This is a genomic window from Emticicia sp. 21SJ11W-3, from assembly GCF_024138715.1.
GTDB classification, from domain to species: domain Bacteria; phylum Bacteroidota; class Bacteroidia; order Cytophagales; family Spirosomataceae; genus Emticicia; species Emticicia fluvialis.
In genome coordinates this window covers 2,802,688-2,826,319 of record NZ_CP092074.1, presented here as the reverse complement: position 1 = coordinate 2,826,319, position 23,632 = coordinate 2,802,688, and the positions used below count along the sequence as shown (strand labels likewise).

20 protein-coding genes are annotated in these 23,632 nt (G+C 44.5%); 15 read left to right on the top strand and 5 right to left on the bottom strand.

The window, feature by feature from the left end; translation table 11 throughout:
- Positions 1 to 86 precede the first annotated feature (86 nt).
- The 5 genes from MB380_RS11945 (at position 87) to MB380_RS11925 (ending at position 8,868) form a co-directional block, all read left to right on the top strand.
- A complete protein-coding gene (locus MB380_RS11945) occupies positions 87 to 3,479 on the top strand; it encodes a VCBS repeat-containing protein (protein WP_253522587.1) in 3,393 nt (1,130 codons plus the stop codon).
- A gap of 227 nt (positions 3,480 to 3,706) precedes the next feature.
- Positions 3,707 to 5,014 (top strand): vanadium-dependent haloperoxidase, encoded by a 1,308-nt coding sequence (locus MB380_RS11940; protein ID WP_253522584.1) that lies wholly within the window; start codon positions 3,707 to 3,709, stop codon positions 5,012 to 5,014.
- 111 nt (positions 5,015 to 5,125) lie between these two features.
- Positions 5,126 to 6,838: a GMC oxidoreductase gene (locus tag MB380_RS11935; RefSeq protein ID WP_253522581.1), complete on the top strand. Its 1,713-nt coding sequence runs from the start codon at positions 5,126 to 5,128 to the stop codon at positions 6,836 to 6,838.
- Positions 6,839 to 6,876: 38 nt separating this feature from the next.
- Positions 6,877 to 7,944 (top strand): glycoside hydrolase family 2 TIM barrel-domain containing protein, encoded by a 1,068-nt coding sequence (locus MB380_RS11930; protein ID WP_253522578.1) that lies wholly within the window; start codon positions 6,877 to 6,879, stop codon positions 7,942 to 7,944.
- Between the two features lie 597 nt (positions 7,945 to 8,541).
- Positions 8,542 to 8,868 (top strand): LytTR family DNA-binding domain-containing protein, encoded by a 327-nt coding sequence (locus MB380_RS11925; protein ID WP_253522575.1) that lies wholly within the window; start codon positions 8,542 to 8,544, stop codon positions 8,866 to 8,868.
- A gap of 157 nt (positions 8,869 to 9,025) precedes the next feature.
- Here the strand turns inward: MB380_RS11925 and MB380_RS11920 are convergent, their stop codons facing one another.
- From MB380_RS11920 to MB380_RS11905, 4 genes are read right to left on the bottom strand one after another with little or no spacing between them, the layout of a single operon-like run.
- Complete coding sequence (locus MB380_RS11920; RefSeq protein WP_253522572.1) at positions 9,026 to 9,667, bottom strand: DedA family protein; 642 nt, start codon at positions 9,665 to 9,667, stop codon at positions 9,026 to 9,028.
- Positions 9,668 to 9,707: 40 nt separating this feature from the next.
- Positions 9,708 to 10,160: a VOC family protein gene (locus MB380_RS11915; protein ID WP_253522570.1), complete on the bottom strand. Its 453-nt coding sequence runs from the start codon at positions 10,158 to 10,160 to the stop codon at positions 9,708 to 9,710.
- Positions 10,161 to 10,196: 36 nt separating this feature from the next.
- Positions 10,197 to 12,065: an ABC-F family ATP-binding cassette domain-containing protein gene (locus tag MB380_RS11910; protein ID WP_253522567.1), complete on the bottom strand. Its 1,869-nt coding sequence runs from the start codon at positions 12,063 to 12,065 to the stop codon at positions 10,197 to 10,199.
- A 46-nt stretch (positions 12,066 to 12,111) separates the two neighbouring features.
- Positions 12,112 to 12,405: a hypothetical protein gene (locus MB380_RS11905; RefSeq protein WP_253522564.1), complete on the bottom strand. Its 294-nt coding sequence runs from the start codon at positions 12,403 to 12,405 to the stop codon at positions 12,112 to 12,114.
- Positions 12,406 to 12,488: 83 nt separating this feature from the next.
- On the opposite strand from MB380_RS11905, the gene MB380_RS11900 reads away from it, so the two are divergent.
- Both MB380_RS11900 and MB380_RS11895 read left to right on the top strand, forming a co-directional pair.
- Positions 12,489 to 14,426 (top strand): LTA synthase family protein, encoded by a 1,938-nt coding sequence (locus tag MB380_RS11900; protein WP_253522561.1) that lies wholly within the window; start codon positions 12,489 to 12,491, stop codon positions 14,424 to 14,426.
- A gap of 161 nt (positions 14,427 to 14,587) precedes the next feature.
- Positions 14,588 to 15,184, top strand: a complete 597-nt coding sequence (locus MB380_RS11895; protein WP_253522558.1) for a porin family protein — start codon at positions 14,588 to 14,590, stop codon at positions 15,182 to 15,184.
- A gap of 82 nt (positions 15,185 to 15,266) precedes the next feature.
- Here the strand turns inward: MB380_RS11895 and hemJ are convergent, their stop codons facing one another.
- On the bottom strand, positions 15,267 to 15,812 hold the full coding sequence (gene hemJ, locus MB380_RS11890) for a protoporphyrinogen oxidase HemJ (protein WP_253522555.1): 546 nt from the start codon (positions 15,810 to 15,812) through the stop codon (positions 15,267 to 15,269).
- A 91-nt stretch (positions 15,813 to 15,903) separates the two neighbouring features.
- On the opposite strand from hemJ, the gene MB380_RS11885 reads away from it, so the two are divergent.
- The 8 genes from MB380_RS11885 (at position 15,904) to MB380_RS11850 (ending at position 23,592) form a co-directional block, all read left to right on the top strand.
- Positions 15,904 to 17,778 (top strand): OmpA family protein, encoded by a 1,875-nt coding sequence (locus tag MB380_RS11885; protein WP_253522552.1) that lies wholly within the window; start codon positions 15,904 to 15,906, stop codon positions 17,776 to 17,778.
- Positions 17,779 to 17,896: 118 nt separating this feature from the next.
- Positions 17,897 to 18,838: a thioredoxin-disulfide reductase gene (gene trxB, locus MB380_RS11880; protein WP_253522549.1), complete on the top strand. Its 942-nt coding sequence runs from the start codon at positions 17,897 to 17,899 to the stop codon at positions 18,836 to 18,838.
- A gap of 89 nt (positions 18,839 to 18,927) precedes the next feature.
- Positions 18,928 to 20,046, top strand: coding sequence for a M23 family metallopeptidase (locus tag MB380_RS11875; protein ID WP_253522546.1), 1,119 nt, complete (start codon positions 18,928 to 18,930; stop codon positions 20,044 to 20,046).
- A gap of 252 nt (positions 20,047 to 20,298) precedes the next feature.
- On the top strand, positions 20,299 to 21,018 hold the full coding sequence (gene bshB1, locus MB380_RS11870) for a bacillithiol biosynthesis deacetylase BshB1 (RefSeq protein ID WP_253522543.1): 720 nt from the start codon (positions 20,299 to 20,301) through the stop codon (positions 21,016 to 21,018).
- A gap of 33 nt (positions 21,019 to 21,051) precedes the next feature.
- On the top strand, positions 21,052 to 21,906 hold the full coding sequence (locus MB380_RS11865; RefSeq protein WP_253522541.1) for a hypothetical protein: 855 nt from the start codon (positions 21,052 to 21,054) through the stop codon (positions 21,904 to 21,906).
- 152 nt (positions 21,907 to 22,058) lie between these two features.
- On the top strand, positions 22,059 to 22,535 hold the full coding sequence (locus MB380_RS11860) for an RDD family protein (RefSeq protein WP_253522540.1): 477 nt from the start codon (positions 22,059 to 22,061) through the stop codon (positions 22,533 to 22,535).
- Positions 22,536 to 22,709: 174 nt separating this feature from the next.
- Positions 22,710 to 23,192: an RDD family protein gene (locus MB380_RS11855; protein ID WP_253522538.1), complete on the top strand. Its 483-nt coding sequence runs from the start codon at positions 22,710 to 22,712 to the stop codon at positions 23,190 to 23,192.
- A 4-nt stretch (positions 23,193 to 23,196) separates the two neighbouring features.
- Positions 23,197 to 23,592, top strand: coding sequence for a DUF2752 domain-containing protein (locus tag MB380_RS11850; RefSeq protein ID WP_253522536.1), 396 nt, complete (start codon positions 23,197 to 23,199; stop codon positions 23,590 to 23,592).
- The last annotated feature ends 40 nt before the right edge of the window (positions 23,593 to 23,632 follow it).

Here is a 23,632-nt window from a genome sequence, read left to right as displayed (position 1 = left end):
AACCTCTTTATAAATTGGGTAGTTGCGCGTTTTTCAAGAAGCGCACAGCTACCCAAATTTTTGTTTTGAAGCCTAATCACTTACCAATGAAATTCCAGACCCTAGTTTCGCTAACCTTATTATTAGTATTACAAGCCTGCAGCAAAAAAGACCAGGCAGGAGGCACACTACCCGATGAAGCCTCAGACGAACCACAATTGTTTACCCTGCTAGAGCCTGAAAAGACCCATATAGATTTCCAGAACGTAATAAACGAGGGGCTTAATACCAACGTTTTAATGTATGAGTACTTCTATAATGGCGGTGGCGTGGCCGTAGGTGATGTGAACAACGACGGGCTGGATGATATTTATTTTACAAGCAATATGCAGCAAAACCGCCTTTATTTAAATAAAGGCAATATGGTTTTTGAAGACATAACCACAGCCGCCGGAGTAGCAGGCCGCGAAGGCCCCTGGAAAACCGGAACCACCATGGCTGATGTAAATGGCGACGGTCTGCTTGATATTTACGTATGTTATTCGGGCAATTTGCTGCCAGAAAAACGCACCAATCAGTTGTTTATCAATCAGGGTAAAAATGCTGCCGGGGTGCCTGTATTTGCCGAAAAAGCACATGAATACGGCCTTGACAGCCCAGCCACCAGTACGCAGGCTGCCTTTTTTGATTACGACAAAGACGGCGACCTGGACATGTTTCTGCTGAACCACAACCCTAAATCATTACCAGTACTTGACGAATCCACCACTGCAGATATTTTAAAAACTGATGACGCTTCCAACGGAATGCGTTTTTATAGACACGATAAAGGAAAAAACGGCGAACCCGTTTTTAAAGATATTACCAAACAGGCAGGTCTGCTTAGCTCGGCCCTGTCTTACGGCCTGGGCATTGCCATTGCCGATTACAATAATGACGGCTGGCAGGATATGTACGTATCTAATGACTACACCATTCCGGATTTTCTCTACCTTAATAATAAAAAAGGCGGGTTTATCAATCAGATAGAGCAGGGCATTGGCCATTTTTCGCACTTTTCAATGGGTAGCGATGCCGCCGATATCAATAACGATGCCCTTACAGATATTTTTACCTTAGATATGCTGCCGGAAGACAACCGCCGGCAAAAATTGCTGATGGCACCCGATAACTACGAGAAATTTGATTTCAACCTCAAAGTAGGCTTCGGGCATCAGTATATGCGCAATATGTTGCAGCTAAACCAGGGGGTGCTTCACAATGGTTCGGCCATTCAAACGCCTCAGTTTTCTGAAATCGGCCAGTTGGCAGGTATCTCAAATACCGACTGGAGCTGGAGCGCACTCTTTGCCGATTATGATAACGACGGCTGGAAAGACCTGTTCATTACCAACGGTTACCTGCGCGACTACACCAATATGGACTTCCTGAAATATATGAGCGATTACGTGCAGAACAATCAGGCAGATATCCAGCGGCAAAACGTGCTGGATATGGTCATGAAAATGCCGTCTTCCAATCTTACCAATTATATCTATAAAAACGGGCAGAACCTTCAGTTTAAAAATGTAGTTAAAAACTGGGGGCTTAGCCAGAATGCCAACAGCAATGGCGCAGCATATGCCGACCTTGATAATGATGGCGACCTCGACCTGGTTGTAAACAATATTAATGTACCGGCGTTTGTGTACCGAAACGACGCAGAAAAACAAACCAGCAACCATTTCCTGAAAGTAAAACTGAATGGCGACGGGCTTAATAAAAACGGACTGGGCGCCAAACTGACACTCTATAAAAATGGCAAGATGCAGTTTCTTGAACAAATGCCCACCCGTGGGTATCAATCAAGTGTTTCTCCGGTCTTACATTTTGGTTTAGGCAGCTTTACCAATGCCGACTCGCTGAAAGTGGTTTGGCTGAGTGGCAAACAGCAAATACTTAGCCAGGTTGCCGCCGACAAAATGATTGAACTGAACGAGAAAGATGCCAGACCCGGCCTTAGCTCAACGCCTTTAGTGGCACCTTTGTTAAAGGAAACCAACACTGGTATTTCGTTAACACTGGCTACCAATACCATTAACGACTTTAAGAGACAAACTTTACTGATAAACCCGCTGTCATTTGCCGGGCCCTGCATGGCTAAGGCTGACGTAAACGGCGACGGGCTGGAGGATGTATTCGTAGGTGGTGGCACCGGGCAGGCAGGTGTATTGTACACCCAAAACAAAGGTGGTACTTTCAGTTCCAAAAAGCAATCGACACTGGAGGCCGACAAGCAGAACGAAGATGCCGATGCGGTGTTTTTTGATGCCAACGGCGACACCTACCCTGATTTATATGTGGCATCGGGTGGGTATGGCAATCTGATGCCTGACTCACCACTTTTGCAGGATAGACTGTATCTGAACGATGGCAAAGGTAACTTCACAAAGGCCGCCGCTGCGCTTCCGGCTATGCAGGCAAGCAAAGGTTGTGTACGTGTGGCAGATATTAATCAGGACGGCAAACCGGATTTGTTTGTAGGCGGGCGGGTGATTCCGGGTTTATACCCTCAAACTCCACAGAGTTTTATATTAATTAATCAGGGCGGCGGGGCATCACCCAAATTTGTAGACCAGACCGATAAAATTGCCCCTGAGCTGAAGCATATAGGCATGGTAACCGATGCGGCCTGGCATGACCTGAATAATGATAAAAAACCTGAATTAATTATTGTAGGCGACTGGATGCCGATTCAGGTTTTCAGCCCTGAAGGCGGTAAGTTGGTTAATGCCACCACCACCTATTTCGACAAAAATTATGCAGGGCTCTGGAATAAATTATTGCTGGAAGATGTGAACAGCGACGGCGCTATTGATTTACTGGTGGGCAATTTGGGTACTAACTCGCAGCTAAAAGCTACCGAAAAAGAACCCGCAGAGCTGTTTTATAAAGATTTTGACGATAACGGTTCGCTTGACCCTATACTTTGCTTTTATATCCAGGGTAAAAGTTATCCTTATGTAACCCGCGATGAACTGCTTGACCAGATAAGTATCATGCGTACGCGTTTCCCCGATTATGCCAGCTACGCCGATGCCACTATGGCTGAAATTTTTACAAAAGAGGAGTTAGAAAACGCCGGAAAACTGGAAATAAACACCCTGAAAACAACCTTGTTTATGGGCAGCAAACAAGGCAGGTTTCAGCCAAAAGAACTGCCGGTTGAAGCACAGTTTGCACCAATTTTTGCGCTGGCAGCAGTTGATGCAGACGCCGACGGCAAAAAAGATCTGGTACTGGCCGGAAACATTAACCGTGGCCGTTTAAGATTCGGTAAATATGATGCGAATCTGGGCTTGGTATTGAAAGGGAACGGAGACGGACAGTTCGTGGCATTGCCTCAAACCACATCAGGCCTGAACCTGAAAGGCGATGTACGTAGCATTACAGTTGTCAACAATCAGTTGTTGTTTGGTATTAATCAAAAAGGCATCAAAGCGTATCGAATTGGTAAATAATGAATAAAAGGCTGGTAATTAAGAAAACCGTATTTGAATGAAATCATTTACCTATTAAGTAATCGTTATTTCAAAATTGTGAAACATGGTGTATCATTGTGTACTTTGTGGCTAACTAATATGGCAACAAAGTACCCTAATGTTTCAAAGTTTTATAAATTGGTAGTAAATAGCAGCCTTTCAGCTAACACAATCACTCATTCACTCAATCACTCATTCACTCAATTATGAGAGTAATAGTAATCCTACTGGCCTGTGTCTTTATCATGCTGGGTTGCAAAAACGAAACAGAAAAACTACCCCGGCTTGATAACAAAGAAGTGAGCAATGTTATTACCCGTATGACCGACATCATGATACATGATGTTTCTAACCCACCATTGGCCAGCCGTTTTTTTTCTTATGCCTGCCTGGCCGGATACGAAGTAATGGCGCAGAACAACGACTCCCTGCCATCAATGAAGGGCAAGCTGAATAACTACCCCGAAATCAGTAAACCAAAAGTAGATGGCGCTTTTTCAGCTGATGTGGCAGCCATTGTGGCCATGATGGAGGTGTCGGCAAAGATGCAGCCCTCGGGCAAACTAATGGCCGACTACAAACAAAAATGGCTAGACTCATGCAGCACATTGGGCTTCTCTGCCGAAGTACTTGAAAACTCAGTGTCTTATGCACAAGACATCAGCAAGCAGATTTTGGCCTACGCTAAAGCAGACCAGTATAATAAAATAAGTAATTATCAACGGTACACGCCCGGTGGTAAAGACAGCACCTGGATACCCACACCCCCCGCGTATTTTCCGCCGGTTGAGCCTTATTTTCATACCGTAAGATCATTCACATTAGACTCTGCCAATCAGTTTAACCCTGCGCCTCCGGTGTCGTTTTCAACCGACAAAAACTCTGAGTTTTTCAAACTCATGCGCAATTTGTATGACGAAAAACTAACACCCGAGCACAGAGAAATGGCCGCCTTCTGGGATTGCAACCCCTTTGCCCTGCAAGACAACGGCCACCTGATGGTAGGCATGAAAAAGATATCGCCAGGTGCGCACTGGATGGGCATTACGGGTATTGTATGCCAGCAAAAAAAGCTGAGCCTCGCAAAAACCTTACAGATACATACGGCCGTAGCAATAGGCCTGATGGACGGATTCATTGGCTGTTGGGGAGAAAAATACCGAAGCAACCGTGTGCGCCCTGAAACGGCTATCCGCAGGCACATAGACCCTAAGTGGAAACCCATGTTGCAGACACCACCATTCCCCGAGTACCTCAGCGGGCATTCAACCATTTCGTCGGCTTCGGCGGTTATACTCACCAGTTATTTTGGCGACAACTTCAGCTATACCGACACCGTTGAGGTTCGTTTCGGGCTTCCGCCGCGCGCTTTTAAATCATTCAATGAAGCTGCCAGCGAGGCTGCCATCTCGCGTTTTTACGGGGGCATACATTTTATGGATGCCATTGAGCGTGGCCAGCAGCAGGGCACGGCCATTGGCAAACAGGTTTTAAAACGCCTGGAAAGGAATTGAATCTTTTCAAGAAAAAGTATTGACCTTTTACCGGAATTTTAGAATATTTACAATGTATTTGGCGTTTAAAAAACGCCTGTACTTTCATATAACCCTAACCGAAAATTCCGGATGTCTAATCTGATAATTGACAGTATAAAAGAACGCACATTTGATGCCATCGTGATTGGCTCTGGTATGAGTGGCGGCTGGGCCGCCAAAGACCTTACTGAGAAAGGTCTGAAAACACTGGTGCTTGAGCGCGGGCGTAATATTGAGCACATCAAAGATTATCCCACCACACTTAAAAATCCCTGGGAATTTGAGCATCTGGGTCAGGTGCCCAATCATATAAAGGAAGAATACAAAATACCTAGCAGACATTATATTTTTGGTGAAAGCACACTGCATTTTCTGGTAAAAGACAAAGAGCAGGAGTATATTCAGGACCAACCCTTCGACTGGATGCGCGCCTACCAGGTAGGAGGGCGCTCATTATTATGGGCAAGGCAAACCCAACGCTGGAGCGACTTTGATTTTGAAGGCCCCGCCCGTGACGGGTACGCCGTAGACTGGCCCATCAGATATGCCGACATTGCACCCTGGTATAGTAAGGTTGAAAAATTTGCCGGTATAACCGGTAATCGTGACGGCGTACCCACACTGCCCGACGGGGAGTTTCTGGCACCGCACGAAATGAGCTGTGTTGAAAAACACTTTAAACAGCAAATGGCAAAGCATTATAAAGACCGATACGTTATCATTGGTCGTGCGGCGCATCTTACCCAGCCCAAAGCCATACATTATCAACAGGGTAGGGCGCAATGCCAGAACCGCGTAATATGTGAGCGCGGCTGCCCTTATGGTGGCTATTTCAGCAGTGTGTCTGCTACTATTCCGTGGGCAATGCGTACGGGTAAACTCACACTTCGCCCGCATTCGGTTGTACATTCAATTATCTACGACAACAAAAAGCAAAAAGCCACCGGGGTAAGAATCATTGATGCCAACACGCGCGAAATGATTGAATACTATGCAAAAATTATTTTTGTAAATGCCTCAACAGTTAATTCAAACCTGATATTGCTCAACTCGGTATCAGACCGGTTCCCGAACGGGCTGGGTAATGACAACGGCCTGTTGGGTAAATACATGGCGTTTCATAGTTTCAGAGGCCGTATCACAGCCGAATATGACGGCCTTCTTGATTCAACCACCGACGGCAAGCGCCCCAACAGCAGCTATGTACCACGTTTCAGAAACGTATATAAGCAGGAAACTGACTTCATACGCGGTTATTCAGCGGGTTTCAGCACTTCAAGAGGGTATTCGCCGAATACCAGCGGGGTAGGTGAAGACTTAAAAAACAGCCTGATGAAGCCTCAATGGGGGCTATGGCAGGTAAACTCGCACATGATGGGCGAAACCATACCTAAAGAAGCCAGCCGCGTTTGGCTGGATAAAGACCTGAAAGACAAGTACGGGATTCCGCAACTGCATGTATCTGTTGAATATGATAACAACGACGACAAGATGCTGAAAGATTTCTGGGAACAGTATTCTGAAATGTACAGCAAGGCCGGCTTCAGTAATATCCAGCTGCATGACACCAAACGTAACCCCGGCAGCGAAAACCACGAAATGGGCGGCGTGCGCATGGGCAAAGACCCGAAAACGTCTATGCTGAACAAGTGGAACCAAATGCATAACTGCAAAAATGTGTTTGTTACTGATGGCGCCTGTATGCCGTCAACGTCTACTCAGAACCCGTCGCTTACCTACATGGCGCTTACTGCCCGCGCGGTAGACTACGCTGTTAAAGAAATGAAAGCCCAACGGTTATAATCTGTAAACAATCTATTCTTCCATAAATTAACTATTGCATGAAAAAAGGCTTATTACCGCTATTATTTTTAATCTCTTTTATGGCTTCCGCCCAGCGATGGTCGGTTGAAAAAGCCAATGCCTGGTACAGCAAACAGCCCCTTTTTGTGGGTGCCAATTATATTCCGGCCACAGCTATTAATGAACTGGAAATGTGGCAGGCCGATACGTTTGACCCCGCCACTATAGACAAAGAACTGGGCTGGGCCGAAGGCCTGGGTATGAATATCATGCGCGTTTTTTTGCACAATATTCCTTATGAAACCGATAAAGAAGGGTTTATCAGCCGTATCAATCAGTTTTTAGCCATTGCAGACAAGCACCACATCAAAATTATGTTTGTTTTGTTTGACTCCTGCTGGAACGATAACCCCAAAGCGGGCAAACAAATGGAACCAGTGGTGGGCAAGCATAACTCTGGCTGGGTAAGAATACCCGGCACAAAAATGCTGTTTGATTCAAGAACCTGGGGTAGCCTTGAGGCTTACACCAAAGGTATTATTGGCACTTTTGCTAATGATAAACGCGTGATAGTTTGGGATATGTTCAACGAACCCAGTAACTCCGGCTATAATGACGCCGTTATGCCTTTGTTGCGTAAATCGTTCGAATGGGCAAGAGCTGCTAAGCCATCTCAGCCCATAACGGCAGGCTGGTGGACAGACCACCCCATGAGCAATGATTTTATGTTGGGTAATTCAGACATCATTACTTTTCATAACTACAAAGACCCGAAAAACCTGGAAGACCAGATAAAAGAATTGCAGGCCAAATACAAAAGGCCGGTTATTTGTACAGAATACATGGCCCGCAAACACAAAAGCACTTTTGAAACCTGCCTGCCTGTATTTGAGAAATACAAAGTTGGGGCTATTAACTGGGGGCTGGTAATGGGTAAATCTAACACCATTTATGCGTGGGACGAGCCAATGCCGCAGGGTGGCGAACCAGCCTTGTGGTTTCATGATATTTTCAGGCCTGATGGCTCTGTGTATAAGCAAAGCGAAGTAGAGGCCATTAAAGCAACTACCCAAAAGGCATCCAAAGCAATAAAAAAAGTTCAATAATTGTAATTGGCCTCGATTGGCAGTTAAGTCAATTATTTGCCAAGAAAGTCAGGTTTTTTATACTTTGAAACCTCATAGCCAATAAAAAATAAAAGTTAAGGCAAGCAGCCCTGTCTGGTATAGTAAATTAAAAACTATAACGGGCAGGGCATTTTGTTTGGCAGAAACCTTTCTATTCATAACCACTAGTAGATGTATGATAAATACAGTCATAATCTTCAAATTAGCACCAATTCAAGATAATTGTATTTGAATAGATAACCTTCCTTTGAAACTGAATCCCTACCGGATGCCCAATTTCCTTTTTGCAGGCATTGGTAGCTTAAATGCCCTGATTTTAATGTGCTATAGGTATTAATAAAAAAATTGTTTACGGTTTGCCTGGCATGTGAAGAATCTGCCGCACATCTACTGTCCAGACAGTAGATGAATCATTAAAAATACTGTAAAAATGGTATTTTTAAAGGGAAGAAAACACTGGAAATTTGAGGTAATTAAACGGGGTGGTTAAGGCCATATTTTAAACCTGTTTCTTTTGCTGAAGCTGGCATGCGGTGACTTTAAAAATACCTAAATGAACCCAAAAGACCGTAAAACATGCTGAAAGATTTTAAAAGCTATTCGCAGGATATTGTATATCTGAAAGCGGATATTAATTACACCGAATTTTATATGGTAGACGGCAAAAAAATAATATCAACGTCTACGCTGAAACACCATGAAGCTGACGAGCGTTTGAAAGATTTTCTACGTGTAAGTAAATCATATCTGGTTAACAAACTGTACATTGGTCAGTACAGGGCGCACCATAAAGATGTGAGAATATATCTTACTAATGGCTACGAAATAAAAGTAGCCCGGCGTAGGAGTGTAGCCATAAAAAGAATACTCCAGAATGTACCCCGTGTTAATTTTGGGGCTTGAAGCGCCTTAGAATGAACACAAAAAAGTGCGGGCAACTTAAATAGAATGTCCGCACAATTAAAAATCAAAAAGTCCCTCAAAACGACTAGCTGTGAATAAACCGGCAAAATGTTGCCACAATTTTATGAACTGTTGCCTGGCCGGGGCAACAGTTTTTTTATTCTTTTGTCTCTGTCATTTCTTTTCTGGCGTTTAAGTAGCCACGCACAACAGTAAAAGTGGTAATGGCCAGAAAGAAAATAATTATGTATTCTACGTAGTTGATAATACCCGGAAATTTCTCTCCAAAATAAAAGCCTCCGCCTACCAGCGTAAGAGTCCAGATAGCCCCACCTATAATGTTAAAAATGGTAAACTTGTAAAACTTCATTTTTACAATACCTGCCAGAATCGGCGAGAAGGTGCGTACCACAGGCAAAAAACGCGCAATGATGAGTGTCTGGCTGCCATATTTAGTAAAGTACTTACGGGTGCTTTCAATATGTTTTTTCTTGAAAAACAGCGAGTCTGGCCGGGCCTGAATACGGTCTCCGAAATACCAGCCCGAGAAATACCCCACAAAAGAGCCTAAAACTGCCGCCAGAAAAATGCAGGTAAGTAACAACGGAAGCGGCACTTCAAGTGTACGGGTACCGCAAAAGACGCCTGAAAGAAACAACAGGTAGTCGCCCGGTAAAAAGAATCCGAAGAAAAAACCGTTTTCAATAAAAATTATCATGGTTATTGCTACCAGGCCGCCCGTTCGGATTAACTCTTCCGAATCCAACAAATACTTAAACCATTCATTTATCTGCTCCATCAGAAATTCTTTTTGGTTGTACTAAATCGTTAGTGGATATTTACTGTGCCTTTGGCTCGTTCAGTTCAATAACGTAGCCGTCGGGGTCGGTAATATAAATCTGAAAAGCGCCGTCAAATCGTTGCTGACGGTGATACGGCACCCCTTTTTCTTTCAGGTATGCCTCAATGCTGTCGGCAGATTTGGCCGGAATAGTCCACGAAAAATGCCCGCCGTTTTTATCGTTATTGGTAACAGGTTCGTTTCTGCCTAATAATAAGTGTAGCTCTTGCCCGGGTGCAATCTGAAACCAACGGCGGATAGCCACCAGGTTGTCAGGCACGCCCAAAGGTTGCAGACCTATTATTTCGCGGTAAAATTTAGCGCTGGCCTGCAGGTCTTTTACATACAAACCCACGTGGTTGTATTGTTGTACCGGTATACCCTTTTGCTGCCCGAAACTGCCGAACGAAACGCCTAAGCAAAGAACAAGAATAAATTTGGAAAAATTCATAGGTAATAATTATATAATGGTTGAATAATGCTTCTTTCAGGCTAGTTCTGATAGTTCGAGCCAGCGCATTTCTTTTTCGGCAATGGTTTCGTTTATGTTCTCAAATTCTTTGGCCCATTGTGCCAGTTGCTCATGAGACCCACCACCCGAATTCATGTTTTCAAGCAATTGAGCTTTGGTTTGCTCCAGTTTTTCCAGTTCTTTTTCAAGCCCTTCATATTCTTTCTGTTCTTTGTAGCTCAGTTTGCGCTTTACTTCAGGTTTGGGTGCGGCAGTAGGGCTGGCCTGTGTTTTAGTTGCCGCTGCGCCTTCGGTTTCTGGCTCTGGTTGTTCGTCTTTCCAGTTGCGGTAGTCGGTATAATTACCCGGGAAATCGCGAATGTACCCCTTTCCTTCAAAAACAAAAAGGTGTTCTACGATTTTATCCATAAAGTAGCGGTCGTGCGATACCACCAGCAAACAACCCCCGAAATTCATAAGAAAATCTTCCAGCACATTCAGTGTCGATATGTCCAGGTCGTTCGTTGGCTCATCCAGAATCAGAAAATTCGGGTTCTGCACCAGTATTTTCAGCAATTGCAGGCGTCTTTTTTCGCCGCCGCTCAGCTTATGTACAAAGCTGTACTGCATAGCGGGCGGAAACAGAAACAAGGTAAGAAAATTAGAGATTGAAAGCTCGGTGCCATCGGCCATTTTTACATATTCGGCAATCTCACGCACTACGTCAATAACGCGCTGGTCGTCTTTAAAATCAAGCCCTTCCTGCGAGTAATAACCAATTTTTATGGTTTCACCCTTTACAACCCGCCCCATATCGGGCTTTACTTTCTCGGTAATTATTTCCAGCAGGGTAGTTTTGCCCATACCGTTTTTGCCTACAATGCCTATTCTGTCGCCTCTTTTAAAGGTGTAAGAAAATTCCTCAATTACCTTATGTGTATCAAATGCTTTGCTCACATGGTTAATCTCAATAATCTTGCTACCCATGCGTTCCATTTTCATGCTCAGTTCCAGTTTTTCTTCCGGCCCTTTCTTAACAGTCTTGTCTTTCAGGTCATAGAAAGCATCAATACGGCTCTGCGACTTCGTACCCCTTGCCTTGGGCTGGCGGCGCATCCATTCCAGTTCTTTGCGCAGCAAATTCCGGTAATTTTTCTGGGTCGCTGCATTAACGGCTTCCTGTGCTTCTTTTTTTTCAAGGTAATAATTGTAATTACCCGTATATTTATAAATCTGGTTGTCGGCAAGCTCAAGTATCCGGTTACTAACCTTGTCCAGAAAATAACGGTCGTGTGTTACCAGCAACAAAGTAATATTTGATGACGACAGATAGCCCTCAAGCCATTCAATGGTGTCCAGGTCAAGGTGGTTGGTAGGCTCATCCAGAATCAGAAAATCAGGTTCTTCAATCAGCACACGTGCCAGCGCCACGCGTTTTTGCTGCCCGCCAGACAAATTGCCAATCAGCTTGTCAAAATCAGTAATACCCAGCTTGGCCAGAATCTGTTTTACTTTTACCTCGTAGTCCCAGGCTTTCAGGGTATCTACCCTTTCTATGGCATCGGCCAGCCGTTTATCATCATGCAGGTTGAGCGCCAGCTCATATTCTTTAATGGCCGCCGTTAGGGCGTTTTGAGAAGCAAAAATGGTTTCAAGCACTGTTTTGCCTGCGGGTAAGTCGGGGCTTTGGTCAAGATACCCGGTTCTTATATCTTTTCTAACGCTTATTTGCCCGGCATCTATGTCGGTTTTGCCTACAATCATATCCAGCAGAGACGATTTCCCCGAGCCATTGGCTCCAATCAAAGCCACTCTTTCGCCTTGCAGAATACCAAATGTAAGATTCCTGAACAGCCAGCGTTCTCCTAAATTTCTGCCGATGTTTTCAGCCGATAAATAATTCATAATCTTTTAAATCCCCTCGTTTTCGGTTGTGATGGCAAAAGTACATTTATTTTTTGGTTAATCTCTCTGCCAGTAATTCCCATTCAGCATCCAGCGACACGATAGGCATACTTTCGCCAGCCCGCCGATACCAGTAATTGGCGTTCCACTGGTCGCCTTCCTTGCGGTGCAGATAAGCGTGCAGGCGGTCGTAATCGCGGGTGCCTTCTTTGCTTTGGGCCACATTATGGGCGGCCTCCCAGTTGCCGTTATAGTCGTACCAGAGCGCTTTTAACAACGGAGATATACCTTCCGGAACTTTTGTTGCCGAAAGTGTGCTTTTAAATGTCTGAAGGTCCATAAAGGTTTCTTTAGCCGGTTTTGGTTTGGTTGGTAATTCAGAAATAAAAAACCGGTATTTTTGCTCAAATTTACAAAACCACTATGAATTTTTTACATTTAATTGTCTGGTTCAAGCGATTGGCCTGGCTGCTGGTTATTTACACTATTTTAAGAGTATTATTTGTAATTTTTAATCTGTATTCTTTTCAGAATCTCGGCTTTGGCGCCATCGGAGAATCTTTTCTGGTTGGTTTGCCATTCGACTTGTCGGCTATTTTTATCAGCAATTCGTTACTTACCCTGTGTTCGCTGTTGCCTTTCAGGTTTGTAGACACGCCCAGGTATCAGGTTTTTCTGAAATACCTTTACTGGATACCCAACATCGTTTTTTTCTGGATAAACATTGCCGACTTTGAATATTACAAATTCATTGGCCGCCGCACTATTTTTGATGTTTTTGGAATCATCCGCGACATCGGCCAGCAGGCGTTTAACCTCATGGGCGCTTACTGGTATCTGTTGATTATCTGGGGGGTTATCAGCTATCTGTTTATAAAGGGTACCCCAACAACCGCCCGCATCAATATGGTAAGGGTATATGCCGAAAATGACGTCATATTCAGAAACAAGTACGTAAAAGTGGCTGTCTGGGTGCTTACGCTGGGTATCAGCATTATTGTGTTCAGAGGTGGGTTTCAGGAGAAACCCCTGCGGATTAACCAGGCTTTCAGCCAGCATAATAATCACCTGGGCAACCTGGCACTAAATACCACTTTTACGTTTCTGACCACCATTGACGCCAAAGGAACCGAAAAGGTGAACTTTTTTAACGAAACCGAAAAACAGCTTGCGGGCAGAATACAACGCGCCAGAGGGTTTAATATCGATGCCGCCAATAGAAACGCCCAGCCTCAGCAGAATGTGGTGGTGATTATTCTTGAGAGTTTCGCCCGTGAATACATGGGCTACAAAAACGGGTATAAAGGTTACACGCCGTTTCTTGACTCACTGGCTGCCAGGGGTGTTTTTTATGAAAACTGCTTTGCCAACGGGCGCGAGTCAATCATTGCCATGCCTGCCATTACATCTGCCATTCCGCAGCTTATTGACGAGCCCTTCATTACCACGTCTTATCAGTCGAACAATTTTTATGGATTAGGCAATATTCTTGAAAAAACCGGTTACAGCTCTTCTTTTTTTCATGCAGCCCGAAACGGGTCAATGGGTTTTGAGGGTTTCTCTCAGCAGGCGGGGTTTGGCAGATACTGTGGTATGGACCAGTACCCGGCGCAATTGGTTAAACGTGACTTTGATAATAACTGGGGAATTTTTGATGAACCCTACCTGCAATACTTTGCCGGTGAGTTATCTAAAGAAACCAAACCATTTGTGAGCTGCGTGTTCACTATCAGTTCGCATCACCCTTATACCATTCCGGCACAATATACGGGCAGGTTTCCGAAAGGAACTGCCGACGTACACGAAAGCATCGGATACACCGATTACGCACTTCGCCGTTTTTTTGAAACCGCCGCTAAGCAGCCCTGGTATAAGAACACCTTATTTATTATTACCGCCGACCACACCCAGATGAACACCGAACCTGCTTATGCGTCGGCACTTGGCGAATACCGTGTTCCTTTAATTCTTTTTCATCCCGACCAGCAACAGTTAAACGGTTTGCGCAGGGTGGCCAGGCCGGGCAAGGTATGCCAGCATACAGACATTATGCCTACCATATTAGACTACCTGCACCTGGAGCAGGCAGGTGTGTTACCTTTTGGCGAATCTGTTTTTGCGCCCACACAAGGCATGGCGCTTCATTATAATTCGCAGGTGGCTCGTCTGGTTACAAAAATTGATAATAAAAATCTGGTTTATTTTGAGATGTCTGCCGACGACAAAATCAAGGCATTTGATGCCCGCAACCAACAGGAAGTTAAAATCAAGAACGGCCATGTTTATGCCGAAAAACTAAAGGCTTTTATACAGTTTTATCGTAACGGCCTTATTGAAAACAGCTGGCTGTTTACAGATTAAGCACATTTTGTAGAAATATTTCTACGTTTTTTACTTGTCTCTTGCGGTCTGTGCGGGGTTAATAGCTTATAAATGAACAGATAGTGTAAATTCCTCCACTGGTGGAATACCCTTTTTAATGGTTAACACAAATTTCAATAAACCATTAAAATTTACTTGTCATGAAAACCAGACTGTTTTTATTAGGTGCTTTGCTTACCATGTCTTTTACCGGCTTTGCCCAAACAACTTTATCATGGGGGCCAAAGGTGGGTGTAAACTTTACAACTTATAACCCTAAAGTTGAAACTTTTGATATGTTAACCGGGGTTAACGCCGGCCTGTTTCTGAATTATGCCAAAAACCATTGGGGGGTAATGGCCGAGGCCGCTTACTCGCAAATGGGTACAAAAGTAAACAACGGCTCAAATCTTGAGCGCCTGCACTACATTCAGGTGCCGGTATCTGGGGTATATTATTTTGGTGAATACGGCGACGCCGTTCGCCCCAAGTTGTTTATCGGGCCGTATCTGGGCTTCCTTGCCTCTGCTACCGATAACAACGGCAAAAAACTTTCAAACGGCATGGACGTTCGCAATGATGTAGATTTCGGCGGTCAGGTAGGTGCAGGTATCAATTTCCGCATTAAAAACCAGGTATGGCTTAATTCAGACGTACGCTATATGCATGGTTTTACAGACGTAACCAAAGAGCCGTCTACCACTTTTCGTAATACTGGCGTGGCCATTAATGTGGGTGTCAGTTTCCCGATTAAATAAAAGATATTGTCTAATAAACAGAGGCCTCTCAGTCTTTTACAGGGTTGAGAGGCCTTTGTTTTTTTCATATTTTCAATAAATTTCAAACTTTCCCTTCGCGGTGCTTCTTATAGGCCTTTACCGCCACAAACAGCAAAACCCCAAAGGCCATCACCCCGCCAAACAGATATAAAAAATTAAGCAGGTTTTTTACTACGGCCAGCAATACAATAGCTACCAGAAACAGCGTAGGCAGCTCATTTAACAAGCGATATTGAAAAGAGTTGAAAACCATATATTTTTCGCCCTTTTCTAAGCGCTCAATGGTTTTTTTACAAAAAATGTGGTAGCCGGTCAGCAATACCAGCAGTGTAAGTTTTACGTGCAACCAGCTTTGTTGTAAAAAATACGGCGAATTGATGAGCATCAGGATACCGAAGGTCCAGGTGAGCATCATGGCCGGGTTGCAAATAATTTTATAGGCTCTTTTTTGTAACTGTATGTATTCCTGCTTGAAAGCCTCGCGCAGGTGTTCGGGTTTCTGGTCGGCCTCTGCGTAATAAACAAACATACGCACCAGATAAAACAGCCCGGCAAACCACGACACAAAACCTATAATATGTATTGATTTAAGATATAAATGGAGCATTCTTTTAAATTTAGCCGTAAATAGTCAGGTAATTTTTAGCCCTCAAAAATAAGCAACAAAACCATACGTTTATGTATAAAACTGTTTTAAAATGAATCGGTGGATTTTACTGTTGTTTTTTTGTGGCTTCACTGAAACGCTGTCGGCACAAAGTCAGGAGGCAAAAGAATGGTTCGACAAAGGACTTAAGAGCTACACAGCCAGAAAAACTGACGAGGCCGCAACGGCCTTTCTGAAAGCCACAGAAAAAGACTCCACCTATGCCGATGCCTGGTTTAAGCTGGGGCAAATCAATGAAGTAGCCAGAAAAGAGGCACTTGCACTGCAATATTATACAAAAGCCATTCATTTTAAACCTGACGACCCAGCCTTCAGGCAGGCACATACCTACATAGGCACGCGTGCCTTGCGCACCGGAGACTACGAAAAAGCACGCCCTTTGTTTGAATTTGCCCTTAAAAATACACCACCCGGCAGCCTGATAATAAAGCAGCTAAGCCGCCAGCTTGAAACCTGCCAGTTTGCATTGGCCGCCAAAAGCAAAAAAATCAATATAAAAACTGCAGATATGGGCAATGTAGTCAATTTCAGCAGTAATCAGTATTTTCCTGTACTGACGGCCGATAACGAAACCCTCATTTTTACGGCCAGGTCAGAATCCGGCGACGAAAACCTGTATTTTTCTACGCTGGCCAACAACCAATGGAGCAATCCGCAAAGTATATCGGCCCGTATCAACACCGCTGCCAATGAGGGTACGTGCAGTATATCTGCCGACGGCCGCACGCTGGTTTTTACCAGCTGCGACGCCCGGGACAGTTTCGGAAGCTGCGATTTATACATATCAAGAAAAACCGGTAACGACTGGAGCACCCCTGAAAACATGGGCATGAGCATTAACACCCGCGAGTGGGAGTCTCAGCCCAGCCTGTCAAATGACGGCACCGTTTTGTTTTTCTCGTCGCGCAGGCACGGTGGCTTTGGCGAAAAAGATATCTGGATGAGCGAATTTCAGAATAATCAGTGGACACCCGCTGTCAATCTGGGAGGTTTGGTTAATACAGCCAGAGACGAGGTGTCGCCGTTTATTCATGCCAACGGGCATACCTTGTTTTTTGCTTCAGATGGCCACATAGGCATGGGAGGTTTTGACCTGTACCTTACCGAACGAAAAGCCAATGGTTTCACCATTCCCGAAAACCTGGGGTATCCGCTCAATAATCATCTTGACCAGGCCGCTCTATTTATTGCCTCCGACGGCAAAAAAGGCTACTATTCTACCGACAACCAGCGATCTACGCGTTTGATTGAATTTGAAATACCCGACGAACTAAGCCGTAAATTCAGCAGGGTAAATTATGTAAAAGGTTTAGTACAGGATGCCACCACCGGGAAAACGCTTGATGCCGATATTGAACTGATAGATTTAAAAACCAACAGCCTTGTAACACGCTTAAAAGCTGACAAACAAACGGGCGATTTTACGGCCGTGCTACCCAACGGCAGCCATTTTGGTTTGTTTGTAAGCAGGCAAGGCTATTTCAGCAAAAGCCTGTCGTTCGATTTCTCGGAGAAAACAGAGGCAGACGGCAAACAAATTACAGTAATGCTTGTGCCTGTCAGGAAAGAAGTAAATATAGTGCTGAACAACCTGTTTTTTGATTCGGGCAAGGCCACATTAAAGCCCGAATCTTTTGCCGAACTGAATAAATTGCTGCAGCTGCTTCAACAGAACGCCGGTCTGATGGTTGAGATTTCAGGGCATACCGATAACATAGGAAAAGACACAGACAACCAGGCGCTTTCAGAAAAAAGGGCTATGGCAGTGGTGGCATATCTTACGGCACAAGGAGTAGCCGCCACCAGGCTGAAAGCAGTAGGCTATGGCGAAGCACAGCCGCTGATGCCCAATGATACCGATGAAAACCGCCGCCAGAACCGCCGTATTGAAATGAAAATTCTCTAAACTTGCCTATCACACCAAATTTGATGAACTTTGTGCCTTTCAATCAATGTTCATGTATCAGCGGCTGAAATGGCTACTGAAAAAATACTAAGTTTTACAATTCACGATTAACAATAGAATGGCACAAGAACAAGTAGAAGTGTTGATTTTAGGTTCGGGGCCTGCTGGTTATACAGCCGCAATTTATGCAGCCAGAGCAGGTCTGAAACCGATTATGTATCAGGGTGGTCAGCCGGGAGGTCAACTAACCATTACCACCGATGTTGAGAATTTCCCCGGGTATCCTGATGGCATTATGGGCCCTGAAATGATGGAAGATTTTAAAAAACAGGCAGAGCGCTTCGGAACCGACAACCGCTGGGGAATGGCTACCAAAGTAGATTTCTCAACGCCACTGGCACATAAAGTTATTATTGACGACACACACGAAATTGTGGCTAAAACCGTTATTATTGCAACGGGCGCTTCAGCCAAATGGCTGGGGTTGGAGTCGGAACAACGCCTGAACGGCTACGGGGTTTCGGCCTGTGCTGTGTGCGACGGTTTCTTTTTCAGAGGCCAGGAAGTAGCCATAGTAGGGGGCGGAGACACCGCCTGCGAAGAGGCACACTACTTATCAAAACTTTGTAAAAAAGTGTATATGCTGGTCCGTAAGGGCGAGTTCAGAGCCTCGGTAATTATGCAGAAGCGTGTTGAAAATACAGCAAACATTGAAATTCTGTATCATACAGAAACCCTTGAAGTTTTAGGAACTGACGGCGTAACCGGGGTAAGAATCAAAAATGCCCAGACACAGGTAGAATCAGTACTGGATGTAACCGGTTTCTTCGTGGCTATCGGCCATCAGCCTAATACGCAAATTTTTGACGGTTTTCTGAATATGGATGAAGCCGGATATATTGAAACAATTAAAGGCAGTGCCAGAACCAACATTGAGGGTGTTTTTGCCTGTGGCGATGCGCAAGACAAAATCTACCGTCAGGCGGTAACGGCAGCCGGTTCAGGATGTATGGCAGCCCTTGATGCCGAGCGATATTTGGCCGAGAAAGATTTGCATTAAAAATCAGAAATGCCTAATATTGTTCTTGCATACAGGCCGGGTTTCAAAGCCCGGCCTGTATGATAGGGCTACCTAAAATTTACTCCCAAATGAAGAAGGCATTTTTTACCCTACCCACTTTACTGTTATTTGCTGTTGCTAGCTTCGGCCAGTCGCGTGAGCGGGGCGTTAAAATCAACAAACCCAATATTCCTTCATCTCAGAAGGATGCCAAAAGCAAAAATCAGAGTAAAAATCAGAAACAGGACGACGAGTTTAGCTTTGAGGAAGAACCTAAGCTGCGCTTTATTAATGAGTTTCAGGCCTCAAAAAACGAGAAGGCCTCAAACCTGAAAATTGAGCCTATCAAAGAGCTGAACACCGCCGTGCATGAAGATACATCAAGCATTGATGAAGGCGAAGTGCAGATTGTTGAAATTGAAGAGGTAGCCAAATTTGCCGGCAGCGACGACATGGTAAGTATTGCCAGCTATTTTTCTGTCTGGAACACCAACGTAATAGACCCTTATGGCATTGATGCCAAAGACTACGAAGAAGTAGTGCCTATCCAACTATATGATATTGCACAGGGCAGATACTGGGCCGGGCCCATGAGCAAGGGTATTACCAATTCGCAATTTGGCTGGCGCTGGCGCCGTTGGCACACCGGTATAGATCTTGACCTGGATACAGGCGAGCCTATTTATGCGGCATTTGATGGCATTATTCGGGTGGCTGGTTACCATAGTGGTTATGGCAGGTGTGTGGTTGTGCGCCACTATAATGGCCTTGAAACCCTCTACGGACACTTGTCTAAAATTAATTTTGAACCCAATACAGTTGTAAAAGCAGGCGACGAAATTGGCAAGGGTGGAAGCACTGGCCGTAGTTCAGGGCCGCATTTGCATTTCGAAACACGATATGAGGGCAATCCTTTCGACCCCAAGAATATCTTTACATTCAACCCGGAAAAAATTGATATTAACTCGGCAGAGTTTGTTTTAACCTCTCGTGTGTACGACTACCTGAGAGGCGGAGCCAGCAAAGGCGACTTTGAATTTGAAGAGCCGCAAGAGGTAACACGCAAAGCATGGGTACGGGTGCGCCCCGGCGATACGCTGTCTGAGATAGCTAGCCGTAACCATACTAGCATCAGCAACCTGACACGCCTGAACCGCATCACAACCCGAACCAAACTAAGGGTAGGTTACAGACTAAGAATAAGATAAGGCATCAAAACATAGAATTTGCAGCGGCGTGAAACTATTTGCGCCGCTTTTTTTTTATATCTATGGGTATCCTGAACTGACATTACCCTGCTTGCGCTGATGGTGTACCAGATTGATTTCAATAATTTTCTGTTTTTTATATTACCGGATTCTTAATTTACCAGCATCAAATCAATCATTCAGTCAGCCACTGTGGCAAATTAGCCAGTCAAAGTTCAGGATTAAACCCCTAAATGATAAAAATACTACCTGATGAAATTAGATATACTTGTAATGGCTGCGCACCCTGATGACGCAGAGATGTCATGCGGTGGCACAATGGCAGCAGCAATTGCCAAAGGCAAAAAAGTGGGTATCGTAGATTTTACCCGTGGCGAACTGGGCACCCGTGGCACACCTGAAATACGGGCGGCAGAATCGGCAGCAGCATCTGCAATATTGAAAATATCAGCACGTGAAAACCTGGGTTTCAGAGACGGTTTCTTTAAAAATGACGAAGAACACCAGATGAAGCTGATATCGGTTATCCGTAAATACCAACCTGATATTGTGCTGGCCAACGCCGTTGAAGACCGCCACCCCGACCACGGCAAAGGCGCGGCCCTGGCATTAGATGCCTGCTTTTTGTCGGGCCTGCGTATGATACAAACAACCGATGCCACCGGCAATCTACAGGCTGCCTGGCGGCCCAAGCACTTGTATAACTATATTCAGGACCGCCACATAAAGCCCGATTTTGTGGTTGATATTTCTGATTACTGGGATATCAAAGAGGCGTCAATCCGTGCGTATAAAAGCCAGTTTTATGACCCCAACAGCACTGAGCCGGAATCATACCTCACCAGCCCAGAGTTTTTTGAGTTTCTGAAGGCGCGTTCGCAGGAAATGGGGCATCCTATCGGTGCCAGGTTCGGCGAGGGTTTTACCAGAACCAGAATGCTGGGCGTGAAGGATTTATTTGATTTAATCTGATAATAGCCCTACTTTCGTGGCAAATTTGTGTTTATGATTCAATTCCTATTGTCGGTTCAGCAAAAAGCCGGTTTGTTTTTTAGCAGTGTAGTATCTGTTTTTAAAGTGCTGTTTATGTCTGATTTCACCCTGAAAACAGATAAAACCACAGCCACCCGCTGCGGTATACTGGGCAATGGGCCGTCGCTTACAACAACGCTTGAGCAAGACACCCGGTTTTTGCAGCAGCTAGACCTCTTTGCCGTTAATCTGTTTTCGGTAACAGAACAGTATAAACAACTGAAGCCAGCCAATTATCTGTTGCTCGACTGGGCGTTTATGAACCCCGACCACTGGCATGGCCGCACCGGTTTAAGAGGTATTGTAGACAACACCACCTGGCCGCTTAATTTGTACATACCCAAAAGAATGTGGAAGTCGGCCTATTTCAGAAGTCAGGTGGCCGAAAACCCGAATATCAAACCCATACCTTATAATTATACTATTGCCACAGGCTATAAGTGGCTGGTGCATGGTTTATTTAAGCGTGGCCTGGCCATGCCCCAATGCCAGAACGTGCTGGTAGCAGCGCTATATTATGCACTTAATAAAGGGTATCAGGAGATTTACCTCTTTGGTGCCGACCACTCCTGGCATGAGGCCATCAGGCTCGACGAAAACAATAACCTGTTGGTAAGCGACACCCACTTTTACGGTAATGAAGATTATGCCATTGGCGCCCGTGAAACATCTTACATGAGCCAGCAGTTTTTTTCGCTTCATAAAGCCTTTTACGGTTATGAGGTACTGGCACGCTATGCCAACGCATTGGGCGTAAAAGTTTTCAATGCCAGCGCCAGAAGCTACGTTGATGTTTTCAGAATAATAAAGGTAAAAGATATAGCCTGATAAAACCGAAAGATTTTAAGCCCCGGAAATTTGATTTCCGGGTTTTTTGTTTATTTTTGAAGCATTGAAAAACTGTGGCTACCCCATGCTCAGGCATCTTTTATGAGAATCTGTCACAGATTATTGAATCTAAACACTAACCTGCCGTTTCAATGCAAAATGCTAAATTAGCCAGTTTGGGCAAGCGTTTGGTTGCCCATCTTATTGACCGCCTCATCATGTTTGTTTTTTTCATTTTGCTGGTTTTCTCCGGCATTATGTTCTTTGGTATGCTGGCTCCATTAAAAAAAGACTATGACAACTACTCAGAAAGCATCAACTCGCCATTAGATATCCTTTTTGCTTTTGGTATTTTAGGTGTGGTTGGTGTTATTTTATTGCTTCCGTTTATTTATGACGCCGTTCTTACGGCTTCCTCTTATCAGGCTACCTTTGGCAAGCGTATCATGCGCATCAAAGTAATCAGAGAAGACGGCGGCAGAATTAACTTCGGCGACTCGTTTTTAAGGGCTATTGTAAAGTATATTACCGCAACCATGTGTTATTTACTGATGATGGTTTGTATGTTCGACAAAAACCAGCAAAACCTGCACGACAGGGCAGTTAAAACACTGGTTGTAGAGGATTAATCATAAGCAAGACCCGATTCTCAGCTACCTGAAAATAGAATTTTGCAGCAAATACGTAAAATATAAGATAATATATTTAGATTTGGTTGTAGCCGACAGTTACCTCAATGAAACCGGGGTAACCCGGATTCCGGCTTTAAATAGTACTTATCTGAACTATAAATCTTTTTTACTATGAAAAACGTACAGTTTGCAGGCTTTGGCAAACGTCTGGTAGCTTATTTGCTTGATGGCTTCATACTCGGTATGGGTCTGTTTTTGCTGCTCATTCCCTTTGGTGGAATCTTTGCCTTTTTAGGCTTTAACGACAGTTTTTATAACAGCGGCGAGGATATATCGCCCGACGATATTGCTTCTCTGGCAGTTGCCGGTATCAGCATATTTGGTATTATTTTGCTGGCCTTAATTGCGCCTATAATTTATGATACCCTCTTTACTGCTTCTTCTAAACAAGGCACACTAGGCATGCAGATAATGCGTATAAAAGTAGTAAAAGAGAATGGCCAGCCGCTTACCATGGGCGACGCCTTTATCAGGGCCCTGGTGAAATTTGTAACGGGGCAGTTTTGCGGTTTGCTGTTTCTGATTTGTTTATTTAATAAAGAAGAACAAAACCTGCACGACCTGGCCGCCCGTACTTTTGTAGTTGAAAGTTAAAACTATGGGTTCTTCATCAGTTAAAATATTGTTGGTGGTATTGGCCGTGGCCGTTACCACCTATTATTTTTTCTATCCTTCCATAAATTTTCTGCCAGACTTACAGTGCCTTTTTCACCGGGCAACGGGCTTATATTGCCTGGGTTGTGGCGGGCAACGGGCATTTCATGCCTTGTTGCACGGCCATTTTGCTGTAGCCGCCCAAAATAACCTGCTTGTTTTTTTAGTAGTGCCATTGGTTGGCCTCAAATTTCTGGAAGAAATAACCGGCAGAAAAACCTTTCCGGAGTTTTTCTACTCACGCCGGTTTTTATTGCCTTTAGTGGTGTTTGTAATAGTTTTTACAGTTCTCAGAAATATCCCCGGCCCCCCATTTCATTATCTGGCTCCTGCTGAGTAATTTTCTTTTTACCGCTGAGTTGCACTGAGTTAAGGCACGG

Coding starts and splice junctions, on each gene's coding strand:
- MB380_RS11945 (WP_253522587.1), top strand. CDS start 87: ATGAAATTCCAGACCCTAGTTTCGCTAACCTTATTATTAGTATTACAA.
- MB380_RS11940 (WP_253522584.1), top strand. CDS start 3,707: ATGAGAGTAATAGTAATCCTACTGGCCTGTGTCTTTATCATGCTGGGT.
- MB380_RS11935 (WP_253522581.1), top strand. CDS start 5,126: ATGTCTAATCTGATAATTGACAGTATAAAAGAACGCACATTTGATGCC.
- MB380_RS11930 (WP_253522578.1), top strand. CDS start 6,877: ATGAAAAAAGGCTTATTACCGCTATTATTTTTAATCTCTTTTATGGCT.
- MB380_RS11925 (WP_253522575.1), top strand. CDS start 8,542: ATGCTGAAAGATTTTAAAAGCTATTCGCAGGATATTGTATATCTGAAA.
- MB380_RS11920 (WP_253522572.1), bottom strand. CDS start 9,667: ATGGAGCAGATAAATGAATGGTTTAAGTATTTGTTGGATTCGGAAGAG.
- MB380_RS11915 (WP_253522570.1), bottom strand. CDS start 10,160: ATGAATTTTTCCAAATTTATTCTTGTTCTTTGCTTAGGCGTTTCGTTC.
- MB380_RS11910 (WP_253522567.1), bottom strand. CDS start 12,065: ATGAATTATTTATCGGCTGAAAACATCGGCAGAAATTTAGGAGAACGC.
- MB380_RS11905 (WP_253522564.1), bottom strand. CDS start 12,405: ATGGACCTTCAGACATTTAAAAGCACACTTTCGGCAACAAAAGTTCCG.
- MB380_RS11900 (WP_253522561.1), top strand. CDS start 12,489: ATGAATTTTTTACATTTAATTGTCTGGTTCAAGCGATTGGCCTGGCTG.
- MB380_RS11895 (WP_253522558.1), top strand. CDS start 14,588: ATGAAAACCAGACTGTTTTTATTAGGTGCTTTGCTTACCATGTCTTTT.
- hemJ (WP_253522555.1), bottom strand. CDS start 15,812: ATGCTCCATTTATATCTTAAATCAATACATATTATAGGTTTTGTGTCG.
- MB380_RS11885 (WP_253522552.1), top strand. CDS start 15,904: ATGAATCGGTGGATTTTACTGTTGTTTTTTTGTGGCTTCACTGAAACG.
- trxB (WP_253522549.1), top strand. CDS start 17,897: ATGGCACAAGAACAAGTAGAAGTGTTGATTTTAGGTTCGGGGCCTGCT.
- MB380_RS11875 (WP_253522546.1), top strand. CDS start 18,928: ATGAAGAAGGCATTTTTTACCCTACCCACTTTACTGTTATTTGCTGTT.
- bshB1 (WP_253522543.1), top strand. CDS start 20,299: ATGAAATTAGATATACTTGTAATGGCTGCGCACCCTGATGACGCAGAG.
- MB380_RS11865 (WP_253522541.1), top strand. CDS start 21,052: ATGATTCAATTCCTATTGTCGGTTCAGCAAAAAGCCGGTTTGTTTTTT.
- MB380_RS11860 (WP_253522540.1), top strand. CDS start 22,059: ATGCAAAATGCTAAATTAGCCAGTTTGGGCAAGCGTTTGGTTGCCCAT.
- MB380_RS11855 (WP_253522538.1), top strand. CDS start 22,710: ATGAAAAACGTACAGTTTGCAGGCTTTGGCAAACGTCTGGTAGCTTAT.
- MB380_RS11850 (WP_253522536.1), top strand. CDS start 23,197: ATGGGTTCTTCATCAGTTAAAATATTGTTGGTGGTATTGGCCGTGGCC.